At 27.7% G+C, this 18,643-nt stretch carries 11 protein-coding genes, 1 tRNA gene, 1 CRISPR repeat array and 3 riboswitches (1 of these 16 cut by a window edge); of the genes, 6 read left to right on the forward strand and 6 right to left on the reverse strand.

The window, feature by feature from the left end:
• Window positions 1-167: a CRISPR direct-repeat array (repeat unit 29 nt; unit sequence ATTTACATACCACATAGTTAATATAAAAC) (it extends 581 nt beyond the left edge of the window).
• A 657-nt stretch (window positions 168-824) separates the two neighbouring features.
• The 3 genes from Q3223_RS16165 (at window position 825) to Q3223_RS16175 (ending at window position 3,516) form a co-directional block, all read left to right on the forward strand.
• The gene (locus Q3223_RS16165; RefSeq protein ID WP_207644662.1) at window positions 825-989 is read left to right on the forward strand and encodes an integrase; all 165 of its coding nucleotides are present in this window, start codon (window positions 825-827) and stop codon (window positions 987-989) included.
• A gap of 205 nt (window positions 990-1,194) precedes the next feature.
• Window positions 1,195-2,472: an amidohydrolase family protein gene (locus Q3223_RS16170; RefSeq protein WP_219673110.1), complete on the forward strand. Its 1,278-nt coding sequence runs from the start codon at window positions 1,195-1,197 to the stop codon at window positions 2,470-2,472.
• Between the two features lie 726 nt (window positions 2,473-3,198).
• Window positions 3,199-3,516 carry a pyrimidine/purine nucleoside phosphorylase gene (locus Q3223_RS16175; RefSeq protein ID WP_054270138.1) on the forward strand — a complete coding sequence of 106 codons (318 nt, stop codon included), beginning with the start codon at window positions 3,199-3,201 and terminating at the stop codon, window positions 3,514-3,516.
• 86 nt (window positions 3,517-3,602) lie between these two features.
• Here the strand turns inward: Q3223_RS16175 and Q3223_RS16180 are convergent, their stop codons facing one another.
• The 5 genes from Q3223_RS16180 to Q3223_RS16200 form a co-directional block, all read right to left on the reverse strand.
• Complete coding sequence (locus tag Q3223_RS16180; protein ID WP_223195540.1) at window positions 3,603-5,960, reverse strand: HAD-IC family P-type ATPase; 2,358 nt, start codon at window positions 5,958-5,960, stop codon at window positions 3,603-3,605.
• Window positions 5,961-6,382: 422 nt separating this feature from the next.
• Window positions 6,383-7,840 (reverse strand): aminomethyl-transferring glycine dehydrogenase subunit GcvPB, encoded by a 1,458-nt coding sequence (gcvPB, locus tag Q3223_RS16185; protein WP_219673113.1) that lies wholly within the window; start codon window positions 7,838-7,840, stop codon window positions 6,383-6,385.
• Entirely contained in the window at window positions 7,840-10,314 is a 2,475-nt protein-coding gene (gene gcvPA / locus Q3223_RS16190; RefSeq protein WP_407812206.1) for an aminomethyl-transferring glycine dehydrogenase subunit GcvPA, read from the reverse strand. Before gcvPA ends, gcvPB begins: the two co-directional genes overlap by 1 nt.
• Before the next feature lie 209 nt (window positions 10,315-10,523).
• Window positions 10,524-10,628: riboswitch (glycine riboswitch) on the reverse strand.
• Between the two features lie 519 nt (window positions 10,629-11,147).
• A tRNA-Leu gene (locus tag Q3223_RS16195) sits at window positions 11,148-11,228 on the reverse strand.
• Between the two features lie 109 nt (window positions 11,229-11,337).
• On the reverse strand, window positions 11,338-13,068 hold the full coding sequence (locus tag Q3223_RS16200) for a Na+/H+ antiporter NhaC family protein (protein ID WP_054270135.1): 1,731 nt from the start codon (window positions 13,066-13,068) through the stop codon (window positions 11,338-11,340).
• Between the two features lie 137 nt (window positions 13,069-13,205).
• Window positions 13,206-13,382: riboswitch (Lysine riboswitch) on the reverse strand.
• A gap of 258 nt (window positions 13,383-13,640) precedes the next feature.
• Here Q3223_RS16200 and Q3223_RS16205 point away from each other — a divergent pair.
• The 3 genes from Q3223_RS16205 to Q3223_RS16215 all read left to right on the forward strand — a co-directional run bounded on the left by Q3223_RS16205 (window position 13,641) and on the right by Q3223_RS16215 (window position 16,434).
• A complete protein-coding gene (locus Q3223_RS16205) occupies window positions 13,641-14,627 on the forward strand; it encodes a lipoate--protein ligase (RefSeq protein WP_054276593.1) in 987 nt (328 codons plus the stop codon).
• A 90-nt stretch (window positions 14,628-14,717) separates the two neighbouring features.
• Window positions 14,718-14,823, forward strand: a riboswitch (SAM riboswitch).
• 111 nt (window positions 14,824-14,934) lie between these two features.
• Complete coding sequence (locus Q3223_RS16210; protein WP_054270133.1) at window positions 14,935-15,732, forward strand: MetQ/NlpA family ABC transporter substrate-binding protein; 798 nt, start codon at window positions 14,935-14,937, stop codon at window positions 15,730-15,732.
• A gap of 102 nt (window positions 15,733-15,834) precedes the next feature.
• Window positions 15,835-16,434, forward strand: a complete 600-nt coding sequence (locus Q3223_RS16215; RefSeq protein ID WP_054270132.1) for a TerD family protein — start codon at window positions 15,835-15,837, stop codon at window positions 16,432-16,434.
• Window positions 16,435-16,484: 50 nt separating this feature from the next.
• Here Q3223_RS16215 and Q3223_RS16220 read toward each other — a convergent pair whose 3' ends face one another.
• A complete protein-coding gene (locus tag Q3223_RS16220; RefSeq protein WP_407812207.1) occupies window positions 16,485-18,359 on the reverse strand; it encodes a putative bifunctional diguanylate cyclase/phosphodiesterase in 1,875 nt (624 codons plus the stop codon).
• Window positions 18,360-18,643 lie beyond the last annotated feature (284 nt).

Raw genomic sequence — 18,643 nt, forward strand, 5'->3', positions numbered from 1 at the left:
TATATCTATTTACATACCACATAGTTAATATAAAACAATAAGAGGATAATTCATTAAATTAAACTCAAATTTATTTACATACCACATAGTTAATATAAAACCATGCAGCAGCTGCAAGAAATATAGCATTTAATTTGAATTTACATACCACATAGTTAATATAAAACCCCAAAATAAACTTAGCATTTCTAATACTTACATATATACAACTCTCTTAAATTTGCAGTGCGCGGATAGTCGTGCAATTGATAACACTTATCATACACTCTCAATGCCTTATGTTTCAACTGTTAAACTATACTTAAATAGAAAAATCGCACGCTGCAAAACTCTTATATTTTTATTATATCATAAATAGATTATTTTTGAATATTTGTACCAATTTATAATTTAATAAAAATAAACATTTTTTTAATAAACTCTGAAAATTTTTTTCACTTGTTATAAAATATAATTAAGTAATTAATTCAAACTAACTCAAAGGATGGTGCTCTTATGGATACTAAGTCAGCCTTCATAAGAAAAAAATTAAAAACAGAAGAGATATAATAAAAAATCAAAATCAAAGAGAACATTATCAGCACTTGATGAATTAATAAGTTTATTAAAAGAAGAAAAACTAAAACAAAACAAATTAAAATTACAAGGAGTATTAAAAAATGAATTAGACCTAATATGTCTAAACTCTAAACTCAAACCTTAGACTCAAGCAAAATTTTGTATGCCTTTCAAAATATTATTAAAAAATAATAATCTTCGAGATATTAAATATACATGAATTAAAACATACAAATGCACACTTAATTCTTCTAGCTGGAACCAACATAAAAATAATTTCTGAAAGATTAGGACATACAGATATAAAAATGACTATGAATAGATATTCTCACATTTTATATGAAATGGATAAAGAAGCATATGAGAATATAAGTAATATTCTCTTTAAACAAGGTTCAGTTTTATGTCAGTTAGCATTATATTTTTATTAAATATCAGCTAAATGTCAGTTGAATGTCAGTAGCATGTATCTTAGAAGATAATAGCAAACAACTGTATTTAACTACTATTTAATATTATATAATAGAATTTATATCTTAGATTTGATATAATACATATGGTAAAATTTTAATTTATAAAACCAAAACATGACCTACATATATTAAAATTAACAAATTTAAAACTAAGGAGACTTATATGTTAAAAGCAATAAAAGGAAATATAATTTTCACAAAAACTTCAGATGCTTTCACAGTATTTGAAAATAGTTACATAATACTAGATAAAGGTAAAGTAAAAGGAATCTTTAAAGAAATACCTAAAGAATATAAAAACACAGAAATAATAGATTACACTGACAAACTTATAATACCTGGCATGAATGACCTTCACTGTCATGCATCTCAATTTAAAAATCTAGGAATGGCTATGGATAAAGAACTTCTACCATGGCTTGAAACTTATACATTTCCAGAAGAATCAAATTATGCAGATATAGAATATGCAACAAAAATGTATAGAAAATTTGTGAAAGAGGTTTGGAAATTTGGAACTACAAGAATAACTGTATTTGCTACAGTACATAAAGAAGCGTCTATGAAACTTATGGATATATTCAAAGAGGTTGGACTTGGAGCATACGTTGGTAAAGTAAATATGAATATGAATTGCCCTGACACTTTACTAGAAAATACTCATGATTCTATTACTGACACAGAAGAAATTATAAACAAATACAATGATACAGATTCTATTGTAAAACCAATAATAACCCCTAGATTTATACCAAGCTGTACAAGTGAACTTTTAAAAGGTTTGGGTGATTTATGTTTAAAGTATAATATTCCTATGCAATCACACTTATCTGAAAATCATGATGAAATCGAATGGGTTAAAAGTTTAGAACCTGAATCTAAATTTTATGGAGATGCTTATAATAGATATAATTTATTTGGTCAGACTCCTACACTAATGGCTCACTGTATTCATTGTTCTCAGGAAGAAATAGATTTAATGAGAGAAAATAATGTTATGGCAGTTCACTGCCCAGCTTCTAACTTTAATGTTGGTAGTGGAGCTATGCCTATTAGAAAATTAATTGATAATAATATTAAATTAGCTCTTGGTTCAGATATAAGTGGTGGGCATACTTTGTCAATATTTAAAGCCATAGTATCTGCAATACAATTATCTAAATTATATTGGGTAAATTCTGGTAAGAAGTGTAATTTCTTATCTTTATCTGAAGCTTTTTATATTGCAACAAAAAGTGGAGGAAGTTTCTTTGGAAAAGTTGGTAGTTTTGAAGAAGATTATGATTTTGATGCATTAATTATTGATGATTCAGATTTGAATCATGCCAATTATTCTATACTTGAAAGACTTGAAAGGTTTATCTATGTTGGTGATGATAGAAATATCATTCATAGATATGTATGTGGAAAATTAATTGAAGAGCCTAGTATAGAATTATAATAAAAATTTTAATTATATAAAATTTGTCCATATAATCCGTTTCATTTATATGACTACAATTAATAAAAGAGTGTATTTTAAAACTCAAAACTATAGGTTAAAATACACTCTTTTTAGCTTATTTATAGTATTAGTGAATGTAACATATTTTTACTAATACTATTTTCCTTAATATAATCCCCTCTTAGCATTAAGATTATCTACATGTATCCAGATATTAAACAGAACACCTATAGTTTTATAAAATTAATAACTCATTTTGATAGGTAACCTTAAGCTCTACTTTTACTTTTGTTGTACGCTTTACATACACTAAATCTTAAGATTACCCATCCTATCTGCAACTTTATTTTCATAAATAATACTAATAGTATTAAAATAAGTAGTATTGGTTTTATAAGAATATCAAAATTATTAAATTGAAATAATCTATTGTAAAAAATAAAACTTATTACAATTATAACTGTAGCTGTTAGAAGATACACAACCTCTATTGAATAGTCTGTTCATTTCATATCTTATTATTTTCAAATTATTCAAGATTTAATTACTCTCTTGTAAGATTATAAGCTTTCAAAAAGTCCTAATATTATATATTATTTTTCTTTATTTTTTATTTATATTAAAATTTTTAATAAATACTAAATTTTATTTGTAAATATCTAGTAATTTTTGTGTTATTTTTATATAATATATATGTATAAATAATTTTGGAGGTTTTATCTAATGAGTGAATTTAAAAATGTTACTGCAGTAAAAAAGGCAAACGTTTATTTTGATGGTAAAGTAAGTAGTAGAGTAATAATATTTCCTAATGGAGAAAGAAAAACTTTAGGATTAATGTTACCTGGAGAATATACTTTTTCTACTAGAGAAGAAGAAATAATGGAAATGCTTGCTGGAAGTATGGATGTAAAATTACCTGGAAGTAATGAGTTTATAACTTATAAAGAAGGGCAGAAGTTTAATGTTCCTAGTGATTCAAGTTTCGATTTAAAAGTTAATGAAGTTGTTGACTACTGTTGCTCATATATAGCTGATTAATAAACATACATATTCTTACATAAAATAAAACACATCTAAAAAGAGCAGTTCAATTAAAAACTGCTCTTTTTTATATATTCTTAAATTTAATTTAAATCTGGAACTATTGTATCTAATATCTCATCTAATACGAATAGCATTACTTTTATCATAATTGGCATTAATACTGCTAATGTTATAGTTATAAGAATTAAGTCTTTACTCAATGCTACAAATGAGAATAATCCACCTAAAAACAAAATTCCAATAACAAATGCAATAGTCATACTTACAATTAAAAATAGTCTTTCTTTATTAAATGGTAAACATTGTTGTCTTAATATTAAAAGACCACATACACCAGTTAATATCGCACACATTGTAGAAAATACGCTTGAACTATAACCTAAGTATTCAACTATGTTGTACACAATAATTACATTTACTGTTACACACAATGCTCCTGGTAAGGCATTTTTTAATATATTGAGTAAAAAATTTCCTGAAATTCTACTTTTATTTGCTTCAAGAGCTAAGAAGAATGATGGTATCCCCACTGTCACAGCTCCAATTAGTGATAATTGTATAGGCACAAATGGATACTGTCTACTAAAGAAGAATAATGTTAATATAGACAAGAAGAATGAAAAAATTGTCTTTACTAAAAATAAAGAAGATGCTCTTTGAATATTATTAATTATCTTTCTTCCTTCCATAACAACTTTTGGCATTGATGCAAAATTTGAGTCCAGTAATACTAAATTAGAAACATTTTTAGTAATATCACTTCCAGAAGCCATTGCTATACTACAATCAGCTTCTTTAAGTGCCAACACGTCATTTACACCATCTCCAGTCATAGCCACTGTATGATTTTGTTTTTTTAGCGCTAAAATCATTTGTTTTTTCTGTTGTGGACTTACCCTTCCAAAAACACTATATTTATCAACAGCTTCATATATATCTTCATCATTTTTAAGTGTTGTAGCATCAATAAAATTACTAGCCGTTTTAAGACCTGCTTTTCTAGCCACTTCACTTACTGTTATTGGATTGTCTCCAGATATAATTTTTATATCTACACCCTCATTATAAAAAAATTCTAATGTCTCTTTAGCTTCATCTCTAATTTTGTCCAGTATCAATATAAAAGCTAGTGGTTTTATATCTTTAGGTATATTGTTTCCTTCCATACAAGAATTACTATGAGCTAAAACTATTACTCTATTACCTTTTTTAGAATATCTTTCAACCTCTGCTTTAAACTCTTTATATTTCTCCTTAAAAATAAACTCAAATGCTCCTAATAAATATGTCCCTTTATTTTCAAAGGATACTCCACTGTATTTTCTTTCTGATGAAAATGGAATTAAATTTTTAACTTTATATGTATCTAAAATATTGTATTTATCTCTTATTGCATTTAATGTTGCATTATCATCTTTAAGGGCATTACATATATTGCCCATTATATCATCAATATCTACTTTCTCTAGCATTACTACATCATCAACTTGCATTTTACCCTCTGTAATTGTACCTGTTTTATCAAGGCATAATGTATCGACTCTGGCAAGAGTTTCTACACAGTATAACTCCTGCACTAAAGTTTTATGACTTGCAAGCTTTATAGTTCCTACAGCTAATGCAATACTTGTAAGTAGTGTCAATCCCTCTGGTATCATTCCATTTACAGCTGCCACAGTTCCTACTACAGATGTTGTTATAGAATCTCCATTTCCAAAATGTTGCTTTGCAAATAATATAATTCCTAGAGGAATAATTATTATACCTACAACTTTTAATATTGTATTTAATGAATTTCTAAGTTGAGAGTTATGTTTTCTAGAAACCTTAGCATCATTAGCTATCTTATTTGCATAGTTGTCTTTACCTATATTTTCAACTCTCACAAAAGCTTCTCCAGAAACTATAAAACTACCAGAATATAAGAAATCACCTTTGTTTTTTACAATAATATCAGATTCTCCTGTAATTAAAGACTCATTTACCTCTAATTTTCCATCTAAAACTTTTGAATCTGCACAAATTTGATTACCTGTTTTTAAAATCATAATATCATCTAGTACCAATTCTTGTACATCAATTTCTTTTTTCTCTCTTTCTCTTATAACGGATACCTTATTTGAGACTATGACAGATAGATTGTCCAGCAACCTTTTAGCTCTTATTTCTTGAATTACCCCTATAATAGTATTAATTACAGCAATAAATATAAATAGAGTATTCTTAAAAGAACCAACTGATACTAATAGACATACTAAAACAATATTTATCAAGTTAAAAAGTGTAAACACATTATCTTTAAGAATTTGTTTATATGTTTTAGTTTTTCCATTATCAAATACATTAATTAAATTATCATCTATTCTACTTTGAAGTTGTCTACTGCTTAACCCCATATTTATATCACAATTATACCTTTTTAAATTAATATTATCCATATTCTACTCCTTTCAACTTAACGATTTTTTTATACTTAAAGCTACAAATATATTATAAAAGTATCAATTTTTTATTTTATTATTCTATAGTTTATATAATAAAATATAAATCTAAAGATTTAAATATTATAATTCTTAAGATTTCCTAAATTTTTATAAATTTCGATATATTTTAGTTAAGCTTCTCTTAAGCTAAAAAAGTAAATAAAATTTTACCAAAATAAATTTCTATAATTCCTATAAATATTGGTATTATAATCATTATCCTAACACTCTATATAGATGCTAATGTAATTTAAAACTTCTGTAGTAAATATCATATATATTAATACATAAAAAAGCTATCTAAACCAGATTAAGTTAGATAGCTTTTTCTTATAAATACAAATTTATTTATATTTACAATTTTTATTTTTAATTTTTTATCTTTGTGACCATGTAAGTATAGGTTTCTTTACCGCTCTTGCGTCATCCACTCTCTTAACTAAAGTATTATGTGGAGCAGTTTTCAATAGCTCTGGCTCTTCTTTTGCCTCTTTAGCAACATTTTTCATAGCTTCTATAAAACTATCTAATGTTTCAATGCTTTCACTTTCTGTAGGCTCTATCATAAGTGCTTCATTTATAATAAGAGGAAAATACATTGTTGGAGGATGGTATCCATAATCTAAAAGTCTCTTTGCTATATCGATAGTTTTTATATTTGCCTCTCCTCTTGGTAATCCACCTAATACAAACTCATGTTTACATAAAGTATCTATTGGTAAGATATAATTATCTTTTATACTCTCTTTGATATAATTAGCATTTAAAACTGCCATCTCACTTGCTTCTTTAAGGCCATCTCTTCCCATAGTTAATATATATGTGTAAGCTCTTACAAGCACTCCAAAATTACCATAGAAGTTTTTAATTTTTCCAATAGATTTTTCTCTATCATAATTTAATACAAACTTATCTTCTTGTTTCTCAATCACTGGTATTGGTAAAAAAGGTACCAATTCTTTTTTAACTCCAACAGGACCAGCTCCTGGCCCTCCTCCACCATGAGGAGTAGAAAAAGTCTTATGAAGATTAAGATGCACTACATCAAATCCCATATCTCCAGGTCTTGTTATTCCCATAATAGCATTCATATTTGCACCATCATAGTACAAAAGCCCTCCTGCTTCATGTACAAGGCTTGCTATTTCTTTTATATTTTTTTCAAACAATCCAAGAGTACTTGGGTTAGTAAGCATAAGAGCTGCTACTTCATCACTTAAGACTTCTTTTAATGCATCTATGTCTACAGCTCCATTTTTATCAGATGCTATCTGAATCACATCAAAGTTTGCCATAGCTGCACTTGCTGGATTTGTTCCATGTGCAGAATCAGGAATTATTACTTTAGTTCTCTTATGGTCTCCTCTGTTTTCATGGTATGCTTTTATAATCATTAACCCTGTAAATTCTCCATGTGAACCTGCTGAAGGTTGTAGTGTGACTTCATCCATACCTGTAATTTCTGCAAGTCTACTTGACAAGTCATACATTAAAGAAAGAGAACCTTGTGCTGTATCTGAAGATTGGTATGGATGCATTCCTGTAAAGTTTGGAAGTGCTGCCATATCTTCATTTATTTTAGGGTTATATTTCATAGTACAAGAACCTAAAGGATAAAAACCTGTATCAACTCCAAAATTTTTATTCGATAATAGGGTATAATGTCTAACTAATTCTAATTCACCAACTTCTGGCAAATTCAATTCACTTTGTCTAACCATACTTTGGTCAATCATATCTTCTACTTTTATATCATCTATATCTAACTTTGGAAGTGAATATGCTTTTCTACCTTTTTTAGATATATCTATCAACAAACTATTATATTCTTTCATTATAATCCCTCCATTATTCCAACTAACTTATCTATTTCTTCTTTGCTTCTTTTCTCAGTCACACAAAGTAAAGTTGAATTTTTTAATTCTGGATAATTGTGTTCTAAATTATAACCACCTAATATATTTTCTTCTAAAAGTTTATTATTTATAGTTTCTACATTAAGATTTCCTTGTACAGTAAATTCTTTGAAAAATTTACCTTTGAACATTGGCTTATATTTCCCAGTTTGTATAAGTTTATTATAAGCATAATGTGCTTTTTTCATAGATTGCATGCCAACTTCTTTAAAACCTTCTTTACCCATAGTAGCCATATATATTGAGGCTACAAGAGCATTTAAGGCTTGATTTGAACATATATTAGAAGTTGCTTTTTCTCTCCTTACATGTTGTTCTCTAGTTTGTAAAGTTAGTACATATGCAGTTTTACCTTCTGTATCTAAACTTTGCCCAACTATTCTTCCTGGCATTTTTCTTGTATACTTAGATTTGCTAGCCAAAAATCCTACATAAGGACCTCCAAAATTGATAGGATTTCCTAATGATTGAGCTTCTCCAACAACAATATCTGCTCCTATTTCACCTGGTGTCTTTAAAACACCTAATGATATTGGGTCAACACTCATAATTAACATAGCCTTATTTTCATGAGTTATTTTTTCTATTTCTTCCATTTCTTCAATAATTCCAAAGAAGTTAGGAGTCTGTATAAGAACACATGCTGTATCTTTATCTACTGAAGCTCTTAATTTTTCTATATCTGTAATTCCATATTCATTACAAAAATCAATTTCTACTATTTCACAATCTTTATATTGCAGATAAGTCTTTAGTACTGATAAAGTTTCAGGATGTGTAGTTTTTGATACTACTATTTTACTTTTTCTCGTCTGGTTCATAGCCATTATACATGCTTCTATTGCAGCAGTTGCCCCATCATACATTGATGCATTTGCAATTTCCATACCAGTAATTTCTGCAATCATAGATTGGAACTCAAACACTACTTGTAAAGTCCCTTGACTTATTTCAGCTTGATATGGAGTATATGCTGTATAAAACTCAGATCTTGAAGTTATATGTTTTATAATTGATGGTATATAATGGTCATATGCACCAGCTCCAAGAAAACAAGTTAAATCTTCTAAACTTAAATTTTCTTCTGACAATCTTTTTACTATTTTACTTACTTCTAATTCAGATTTCCCACTTTCTAAATTCAAATCTCTTTTTAACTTTATTTCATCTGGTATATCTGAAAATAATTCATCAACTGAATTTAATCCTACTACCTTTAGCATTTTTGATTTATCTTCACTTGTGGCAGGTATATATGAAAATTTATTCTCTTCATTTGATATAGTATTATCTTTTTTATATTGCTTTTTGTAAAAAGGTTTCTTAACTATCATCGCAGGAACAACTTTTTTTCTTATTGCTATTCCTATTTCATTTCCTAATTTTGCATATTCAGAATCTATAATTCCCATACCTAAAATTTTTCCTGTTGTTGGGGATGCACATCCTGTTGTTACAAAACCTACTGTTTTGTCGCCAATCTTTATATCGTATCCATTTCTAGGCATCCCTTTACCTTGCATCTCAAAGCCTATTAATTTTCTTTTAGCTCCACTTTCTTTTTCTTCTGATAAGATTGTTTTCCCAACAAAACCTTCCTTGTTTGTTTTTACAAAAATTGATAAGCCTCCTTCAATTGGAGATATATGTTCATTTATTTCATGGCCATACAGAGGTAGAGCTGCTTCAAATCTCAAAGTATCTCTACAGCCTAAACCAGCAGGACATATGTCTTCTCCTCCAGCCTTTAAAACTTCATTCCAAATTATTTCTGTATGTTCGCTTTTACAATATATCTCAAATCCATCTTCTCCAGTATATCCTGTTCTTGAAACTAAACAAGTTAAACCACATATTTTTGTTGATGGAATTGACTTATAAAATTTTATTGATTTTAAATCTATATCTATGATTTTTTGAAGAATTTCTTCTGCTTTAGGCCCTTGAACTGCTAGTTGACTAACTTCATTAGAAACATTTTTTATATCTACATGGTATCCTTCACTTTGTTTTATTATCCATGCTACATCTTTATCTATATTCCCTGCATTTATTACTAATAAATAATCTTCTTCACCAAATTTATATATTAATAAATCGTCAACTACTCCTCCATTTTCATAACACATAGGTGTATATATAATGTCATTTATCTTTAATGTGCTTATATCATTTGTAACTAAATTTTGTATAAATTTTTCTGAATCTGCACCTTTTATTTGTACCTCTCCCATATGAGATACATCAAATATACCTGCACTTTTTCTAACCATTTCATGCTCTTTATTTATTCCTTCATATTCTAAAGGCATTTCCCAGCCAGCAAATTCAACAAGTTTTGCTCCAAGCTCTTTGTGTATATTATACAAAGGTACTCTTTTCAATTCATTCATATATAACCCTCCCTATAAATTTAGACCCACTATATTTAAGTAATTTCGATATTATGTCCTGTACTTTTTCATAAAAAAAAGATATATCAGCATAGAAAATAATCCTAGCCTATATATCCCTGTTTGTATACCTGAAAGATTTAATAATTTAATATTATTTTGCTTCTTCGGTGACTTATAGTCTATTAACCTAAGTCTCTCCAGAGTCCCATCAATTAGCGATATATTTGCCTGAAAGTTTCTCTAAGAATTGGCATTTCTTAAATTGCTTCTTCGGCGCCTTTTTATATAAAGATCTCTCTCGCTAATCTCATTTGGAAATATTTATTTTCATTTTTATTGTATGAATATTTCAATTAAATGTCAACACATTATATTTATTTTTTTTTATGTATTAATTTTTTTGTTAAGTTTTTATTATCAATTATACTACTTTTATAATATTAACTTTTATACATATATGTTATATATTAATGTAAAATAATATATTTATTTAATTTATTACTAGCATGTCATATAAAACACTAAAAGTAAAGTTATATTGTAATTTACTATATTATGTTAAAGATATATTTATACATGCAATAGAATCGTTTGCAAATTTATCTTTGTGAAAAATAAGATTTTATCTTATTGACAAATATCTAAGAATTTATATGTAATTGTAATTTTAAACAACAAAAAAAGCACTCAATGTGCTTTTATATTTATTAATAAAATATCCTTAGAAATATATTCATATTATATTTGATTTATCAAAAAATAAAAACGGGATAGCCCACTCCGAAAGCCAGCAATCCCAGTTTTTTTCAGCACAACTAAGTACTGTAGAGTGCGGATGAAGGGAGTCGAACCCCCACGCCAATGGCGCTAGATCCTAAGTCTAGTGCGTCTGCCAATTCCGCCACATCCGCTTATCACTCTTTTATTTTACTATATTTCGCTATTATTTTCAATAACTTTTTAAAATTATCTAAAAACTAACAAAAGAATGATAATAAAAGGTTAAATTTATTTATATCTTTATTCTGCAAGTTCTATCTCTGCTTCATCAACTCTCTTACCAATTATTTGAATACCAACAAATACAGCAGCTATAGCTACTGGTAATACTATATATATTGGCAATCCTAATCCAGCTGGTATATATCCAAATACAATAGTGATTACTGCTGTAAATATAGCATATGGCATTTGAGTATTAACATGGTCTATATGATTACAACCAGCTCCCATCGAAGAAAGTATTGTTGTATCTGAAATCGGAGAACAGTGGTCTCCAAATATTGCACCTGTTAAGACTGCACTTGTACTCACTATTACATAAGACATATCAGGATTTAATGAGTAAGCTAGTGGTATTGCTAGTGGCATAAGTATACCCATTGTTCCATAAGCTGTTCCAGTAGCAAAAGATATTATTGCTCCTAAACCAAATATTAAACTTGGCAATAAGAATGGAGGTAGTGAACCTGATAATAAGTGTATCAAAAATTTAGCTGTACCTAATTCTTTTATTACTGAACTTAATGACCATGCAAGTATTAATATTACACCAGTTATTACTAAACTTTTCATCCCATCTATCCAAACATCAATTGCTTCTGACACTGTAAAAATCTTCTTAACTACAGCCATTATAATAGCAACTAAACTTGCAACAAGTGCAGATTGGAATAATGCTCTAGATGCATCAGATGCACTAAATGCTTCTTTTATTGCTCCAAAAGAATATGGTGAATTTGTAAATAGTTGTATTAGAGCTTTATCTTCACCACCCATTATAGACGTATATCCACTATAATAGAATGATGCCAAAGCAACTATTATTAATGTTCCTATTGGGATTATAGCATTCCACACACTCAATTTTACTCCATTTTTTGGTGCTAAATCATCTAATTCTTCTACACCTTCATCAAGGTCTGTACCAACTTTTCTACTTCTAGATTTTATTTCTGCTTTTTTCATTGGCCCAAATTCTTTTAATAATAATGCTGATATTACAATAAATGCTAATATTAATATATTATAAAATCTAAATGGTATTGTATTTAAAAATATACCAAATGCATCAACATCTACACTTATACTTTCAAAAGCATCATGTATCAAACCAACTTCAAGACCTATCCATGTAGATATTATAGCTAATCCAGCAACTGGTGCTGCTGTAGCATCTATTATAAAGGCTAATTTTTCTCTTGATATTTTCATTTTATCTGCAACAGGTCTCATCATAGGACCTACTATTAATGAATTTGCATAATCATCAAAGAATACCAAAAGACCTAAAAACCATGTTATAATTTGTGTACCTTTCGCTGATTTCGCTCTTTTGGCAAGTGCCTCAGCTATAGCCTTAGCTCCTCCCATCTTTGCAACAAGATTTATAACCCCTCCAATTGCTAGAACTTGTAGTATTATCCCTGCATTCCACGGGTCTGATAACGATACCAAAGCTCTATCCACTAAGTCTAAAAATGCTTGTATGAATGTAGCAAACACATTTATACCACTAGCTTTAATTATAAAACTCCCAGAAAGAATCCCTATAAGTAAAGAAATTATTACGTTTTTAGTTATAAATGCAAGTATTATAGCAACTAATGGTGGTATTAAAGTTAAGATTCCAAATTTTTCTGCATTAGCTAGTGCGATAGTGTCTATATCTTCCTCTGCAAAAACCATTACTGTTGACATTATAAACATAATTGTCGTCAGAAAAATAATATTAATTTTTTTGTTTCTCATATAAATCTCCCTCTCTTTTTTAGTTTTGTGAATTATACAGGGTATTTGATAAAACTAAAAAAGCCTTAAGTGCTAAACACTCAAGGCTTGAAAATTACAATACATCAACAGTATTAAAATAAATATAATATAATTCCTTAAATGATAGCTCACCACAAATAAACCTGTGACAGTTGTACATATTTTCTATGTACCCCCAGCAATATAATCTTAAAGCATCGATTATAAAACTTCGGCAATATCTCCTTTCCTAATAAATCTTTGTGCTTAACTCATTATTAGTACTGATAGATTATTGCGCCTCTACCCTTCTATTCACTTTTTTAAGTATATTTTGAGTATATATTATTTATTTAAACTTTGCAAGTTAGTTTTTAAAATTCCTTTTTATTTTTTACATAAAATCCCAAACTTTTCTAATTATGTTTAATATACACTTCTATTAATATAAGATTGTCTTCTTTTTTAAATCTTCTAATTTAAAGGACTTTTTACATTATTGTCGAATTATAAAATTAATTGTACTAAGAATAACAAAAAAATTTTATCAATTATATGGAGGAATTACTTTAATGTTACTAATTTACAATGAAAAGACAAACCCTTACTTCAATTTAGCGATGGAAGAATATCTTCTAAAAAATTTTGACGAAGACTTATTTATTTTATGGAGGAATGAACCTTCTATAATTGTTGGAAAAAATCAAAATACACTTTCAGAAATAAATTTAGAATATATAAAAGAAAATTCTATACCTGTTGTTAGGAGACAATCTGGTGGTGGAGCTGTATTTCATGATTTAGGAAATATAAATTTTACATTCATAGCCTGCAATAATAATAGCTTTAGTGATTTCAGAAGATTCACTCAACCAATAATAGACTTACTTAAAACATTAGATGTAAACGCTGAATTTTCTGGAAGAAATGACCTTCTTATAGATGGTAAGAAGTTTTCTGGAAATGCTCAATACAACTACAAAAATAAGGTGATGCATCATGGTACACTGTTATTTTCATCTGAGATAAATGACCTTTCAAAAGCTCTAAAGGTAAAACCTATAAAATTTGAAGGAAAGGGCATAAAGTCTGTAAAATCTCGTGTAACTAATATAAGTGAACATCTACAATCTAAAATGGATATACTAGAATTTAAGGACGCAATAATGAATTATCTCTCTAAAACTAACACTGATAATACTAATTATTATTTAAGTGATTATGACATAGAACAAATAGAAAAACTTACTAAGTCAAAATATGAAACTTGGGATTGGAACTTTGGTAATTCACCAAAATATACCCTTTCAAATGAGTTAAAATATTCTGGTGGAAACGTTGAGTTTAATCTAAATGTTGATAAGGGAATAATAACTACTATAAAATTTTTTGGAGACTTTTTTGGAAAACGTGATGTTTCATTTGTGGAAGATAAACTTGCTGGAACGAAACATGAAGAGAATGCTTTAAGGAATGTTTTAGATTCCATTGAAATAAATGATTATTTCTTAGGAGCTGACACTGATATTCTAATTTCTGGAATCTTAGGTGTTAAATAGAAATATTAAAAATTTTAAAATATTTATAAAATTATGTTTACATATGTAAAAAATCATGATAATATTTATAACATAATTAAAAATTGATACTTCTTATCCAGAGTGGTGAAGGGACTGGCCCTATGAAACCCAGCAACCAGTATATTTTTATATACATTGGTGCTAAATCCTGCAGTATTATACTGAAAGATGAGTCTAAATTAGCTTTTAAAGCCTGAGTTTAAACTCAGGCTTATTTTATTTTGCAGTGTGATAAAAGAGGGTATTTTATTTTTAACTAATCAATCATATTCAGGAGGGAATTTATATGAAATTCAAAAAATTATTAAGTTTATTATTATGTCTAGTTTTTACTTTATCTATAGTTGGATGTTCTAAAGGTAACGATGATAAAAAAATTGTTGTTGGCGCTACTTTAGTACCAGGTGGAGAATTATTAGAAGAATTAAAACCACTTATCGAAGAAAAAGGTTATACTTTGGAGGTTAAAAATTTTGATGACTACATACTTCCAAACGAAGCTTTAAATAACGGAGAAATTGATGCAAATCTATTCCAACATGAACCTTATCTAAAAGAAGCTGTTAAAGCTAAAGGATATAAAATAATGGCTGGAAAAAAACTATATGTATGCCCAGCAATCCTTTACTCTTACAAGATAAAATCTATTGATGAATTTAAAAAAGGAGATACAATCGCAATAAGTAACAACCCATCTTCTTGTTCTAAAGACCTTAGATACCTTGAAAGTATCGGACTTTTAACTTTACCTAAAGGTGATGGATTAGTTAGTCCTAAAGATATAATAGAAAATCCAAAAGGCATACAATTTAAAGAATTGGATATCGCTCAAATTCCATCTTCTCTTCCAGATGTAACTGCTGCATTTATAGATACTACATACGCAGTACCTGCTGGCCTTGATGCTAAGAAAAATGGACTTTATACAGCACCTATAAATGATGAGTATGCAAATCTTTTGGCATTTAGAACTGAAGATAAAGATAGTGAAAAAATTAAAGTTCTACAAGATGTTCTTACATCAGATAAAGCAAGAAGTATAATTGAAGAGAAATATAAAGGCATTGTAATTCCTGTTTTCTAGTATATTTAGTATAATTTTAATATTATTATTCTAATCTTGTTGAATATTGACTTGTTAAGTGCTACCATTTAAGTAAATCTATGTTTATGGAGGAAAATTACTATGGCTATAGAATTAAAAAAGGGGCAAAAAATAAACCTTACAAAAAAAGAAAATAGTGATTTAGGTGAAATCTTAGTTAATTTAAATTGGAATCAAAAAATACAAAAAAAAGGTTTTTTTGGCTCTCTAAAAAGCAGTAATATAGATTTAGATTTAGGTTGCTTGTTTGAAATGAAAAATGGTGTAAAAGGTGCTGTACAGGCATTAGGTAATTCTTTTGGTAGTTTAGGACATCCGCCTTTTGCTCAATTAGATGGAGATGACCGAACAGGTAGCAATACACAAGGAGAAAACATAAGAATAAATGGTAATAAAATAAAAGAAATAAAAAGAATACTTATTTATGCTTTTATCTATGAAGGTGTAGCTAATTGGTCTGAGGCTGATGGAATTGTAACAATTAAACAGAAACAGGATTCAGATTTAGTTGTTAAACTTGATGAACATAAAAATGGCTATAATATGTGTTCAATAGCCTTGATAGAAAATGTAAATGATGAGACATTCAGTGTTGAAAAAGTAATTAAATACTTTAAAGGTCATAGAGAAATGGACAATGAGTTCCATTGGGGCTTAAAATGGGTTGCAGGAAGAAAATAAGTGTATTTATAAGGGACTATAAGTAAGTTTACTTACAGTCCCTTTTTTCATTAAGTATTTACTTGATAACTATTATAAACACATTCTTTATCCAGTAGTTCCTCAAATTCTAACATGGGCATTGGTTTATAAAATACATATCCTTGAACTAAATCACATCCAATCTCCTTTAGAAACTCAACTTGCTCCTTATATTCAATACCTTCAGCAACAGTTGTAATATTCAATTCTTTTAGCATATGTATAATATTTTTTATTACTGTTCTTTCTTTTTCTTTGTCTAAACTAGCATTAAAAAACATAGAATCAAGCTTCAAAGCATCAAATGGTAAATCTTTTAAGACACCTAAAGATGAGTAACCTTTTCCAAAGTCATCTAGAGAACAAGTAAATCCATTTTCATGTAAATCATGTATAATTTCCAAAAAGTGTTCTTGATTCTCAAAAGCAACACTCTCAGTAAATTCAATTTCTATAGTATTTCGTGGTATATTATATTTCTTTTGTATATTTGAGTAAGTTTCCACAAATTTAGTATTATAGAACTGTATTCTAGAAACATTAACTGATATCTGAACAAATGGTTTATTTTCATCTAATCTCTTTCTAATCCATATACAGACTTCTTCAAAAACATACTTATCTACTAAACCAATAAAAAAATCCTTTTCTAATATTGGAATAAATACTGCAGGAGATATAATCCCTTTATCTGGAGTCATCCAACGTACTAAAGCTTCTGCACAATCTATTTTTTGATTATGTAAATTAACTTTAGGTTGAAAATAAACTATAAATTCTTTATTTTCAATAGCTTCATGTATTCTACTTTTGATTGTATTTTCTTCAATCATTTTTTTACGGATATTTTCATTATAAAAAGCATAATTAGTCCCTGGTTTATTTTTAACAGTTTTTTGTGCAAAGTTTGCCCGATTTATTAAATCATCTATGTTTAGTTTTTCAATCACATCTTCAATACAACAAATTCCACTGACAATAGTGATACTATATTTGTTTTTAATTTCATTTGTAATATTAATTAGTTTATCATCTACAACTCTTTGCCTTATTACTAAATCTGACTTATCTACATAACATCTTAAAGCAATAAATCTATCTGCAATTTCTCTTGCGAATATCTCATATTTTCCAATATCATTCATCATAAGATTAGCATATCTTTTCAGTATCATATCTCCATAATCATATCCAAATATATCATTAACGTATTTAAAATTTTCAAAATCAATATAGAATATAGCAAATTTCTTATCTTTATATTTGTGAATATTTTGATTTGCATCTATCTTAAACTTTTCTATAGTATTTGCTCCTGTTAGCTCATCTTTATATGCAATGTTTTTTAAATCTACATTTAGCTTTTCCAAACTAATTAATTTTCTATTATATTGTATAATCAATATAATCCATGCTAACATACCTATAGTAGATATAATGATTATTAAAGTCATTAGATAATCACTTTTTTCTTTAGAGAAATTTTCTATCTCAAACACAGTACTATTTGCAAGATTAAAAAATTCTTCACTTATATCTAATAAATGATTATTCTCTTCATTCATCCTTACTTTTTCTATTTCATTGTTTAAATCTTTCCACTTTTTTTCTAGTAAAAATAAGTACTCATTATATTTTTTGCAATCAGCATCTACCAAACCGTACTTTCCATCCCCTGTAATCAATTCATGTAAAATCCCATCAATATAATCTATCAACTCATCATTAGGTTTATTGTTCATTTCTAATTTGCTTAAACGCTGACTAGCTCCCCGAACAATGCCAACATAATTAATAAGTTTTCCATAGTCCCCAATATTATGAATCAATTTAATCGAAATGGAACTTATAGAAATTAATAAAATAAATAATACTAAGATAGTTACCTTCAAAACTCTCTTCATAAAATACCCCTATCCTCTATGTTGTTTTTCATGTGTATAATCATTTTTCAAATAAGATGCATGAAATTCCAATAAAAACTTATATGCAATTAAGATATAGAAATTTTTATTTTACATAGTTTATTTTTAGCATTATATCCATTTACAAAAACGTTTTTTATATAGAAATTCTTATTTTCAAATATAGTTATCTTACTTTTAGTTGTAAAACATAGCTTAAAACTATATAATTGCGACAACATACATCTATATAGTTCAATTATATTTAAAAATTATTCTTTTTG

This window comes from Clostridioides sp. GD02367 (assembly GCF_045900275.1).
Classification (GTDB): Bacteria; Bacillota; Clostridia; order Peptostreptococcales; family Peptostreptococcaceae; genus Clostridioides; species Clostridioides difficile_A.

What these genes read in the sequence shown, in the direction of transcription:
- Q3223_RS16210 (WP_054270133.1), top strand. Translation starts at nt 14,935, where the DNA reads ATGAAATTCAAAAAATTATTAAGTTTATTATTATGTCTAGTTTTTACT.
- Q3223_RS16205 (WP_054276593.1), top strand. Translation starts at nt 13,641, where the DNA reads ATGTTACTAATTTACAATGAAAAGACAAACCCTTACTTCAATTTAGCG.
- Q3223_RS16180 (WP_223195540.1), bottom strand. Translation starts at nt 5,960, where the DNA reads ATGGATAATATTAATTTAAAAAGGTATAATTGTGATATAAATATGGGG.
- Q3223_RS16215 (WP_054270132.1), top strand. Translation starts at nt 15,835, where the DNA reads ATGGCTATAGAATTAAAAAAGGGGCAAAAAATAAACCTTACAAAAAAA.
- gcvPB (WP_219673113.1), bottom strand. Translation starts at nt 7,840, where the DNA reads ATGAAAGAATATAATAGTTTGTTGATAGATATATCTAAAAAAGGTAGA.
- Q3223_RS16200 (WP_054270135.1), bottom strand. Translation starts at nt 13,068, where the DNA reads ATGAGAAACAAAAAAATTAATATTATTTTTCTGACGACAATTATGTTT.
- gcvPA (WP_407812206.1), bottom strand. Translation starts at nt 10,314, where the DNA reads ATGAATGAATTGAAAAGAGTACCTTTGTATAATATACACAAAGAGCTT.
- Q3223_RS16175 (WP_054270138.1), top strand. Translation starts at nt 3,199, where the DNA reads ATGAGTGAATTTAAAAATGTTACTGCAGTAAAAAAGGCAAACGTTTAT.
- Q3223_RS16170 (WP_219673110.1), top strand. Translation starts at nt 1,195, where the DNA reads ATGTTAAAAGCAATAAAAGGAAATATAATTTTCACAAAAACTTCAGAT.
- Q3223_RS16220 (WP_407812207.1), bottom strand. Translation starts at nt 18,359, where the DNA reads ATGAAGAGAGTTTTGAAGGTAACTATCTTAGTATTATTTATTTTATTA.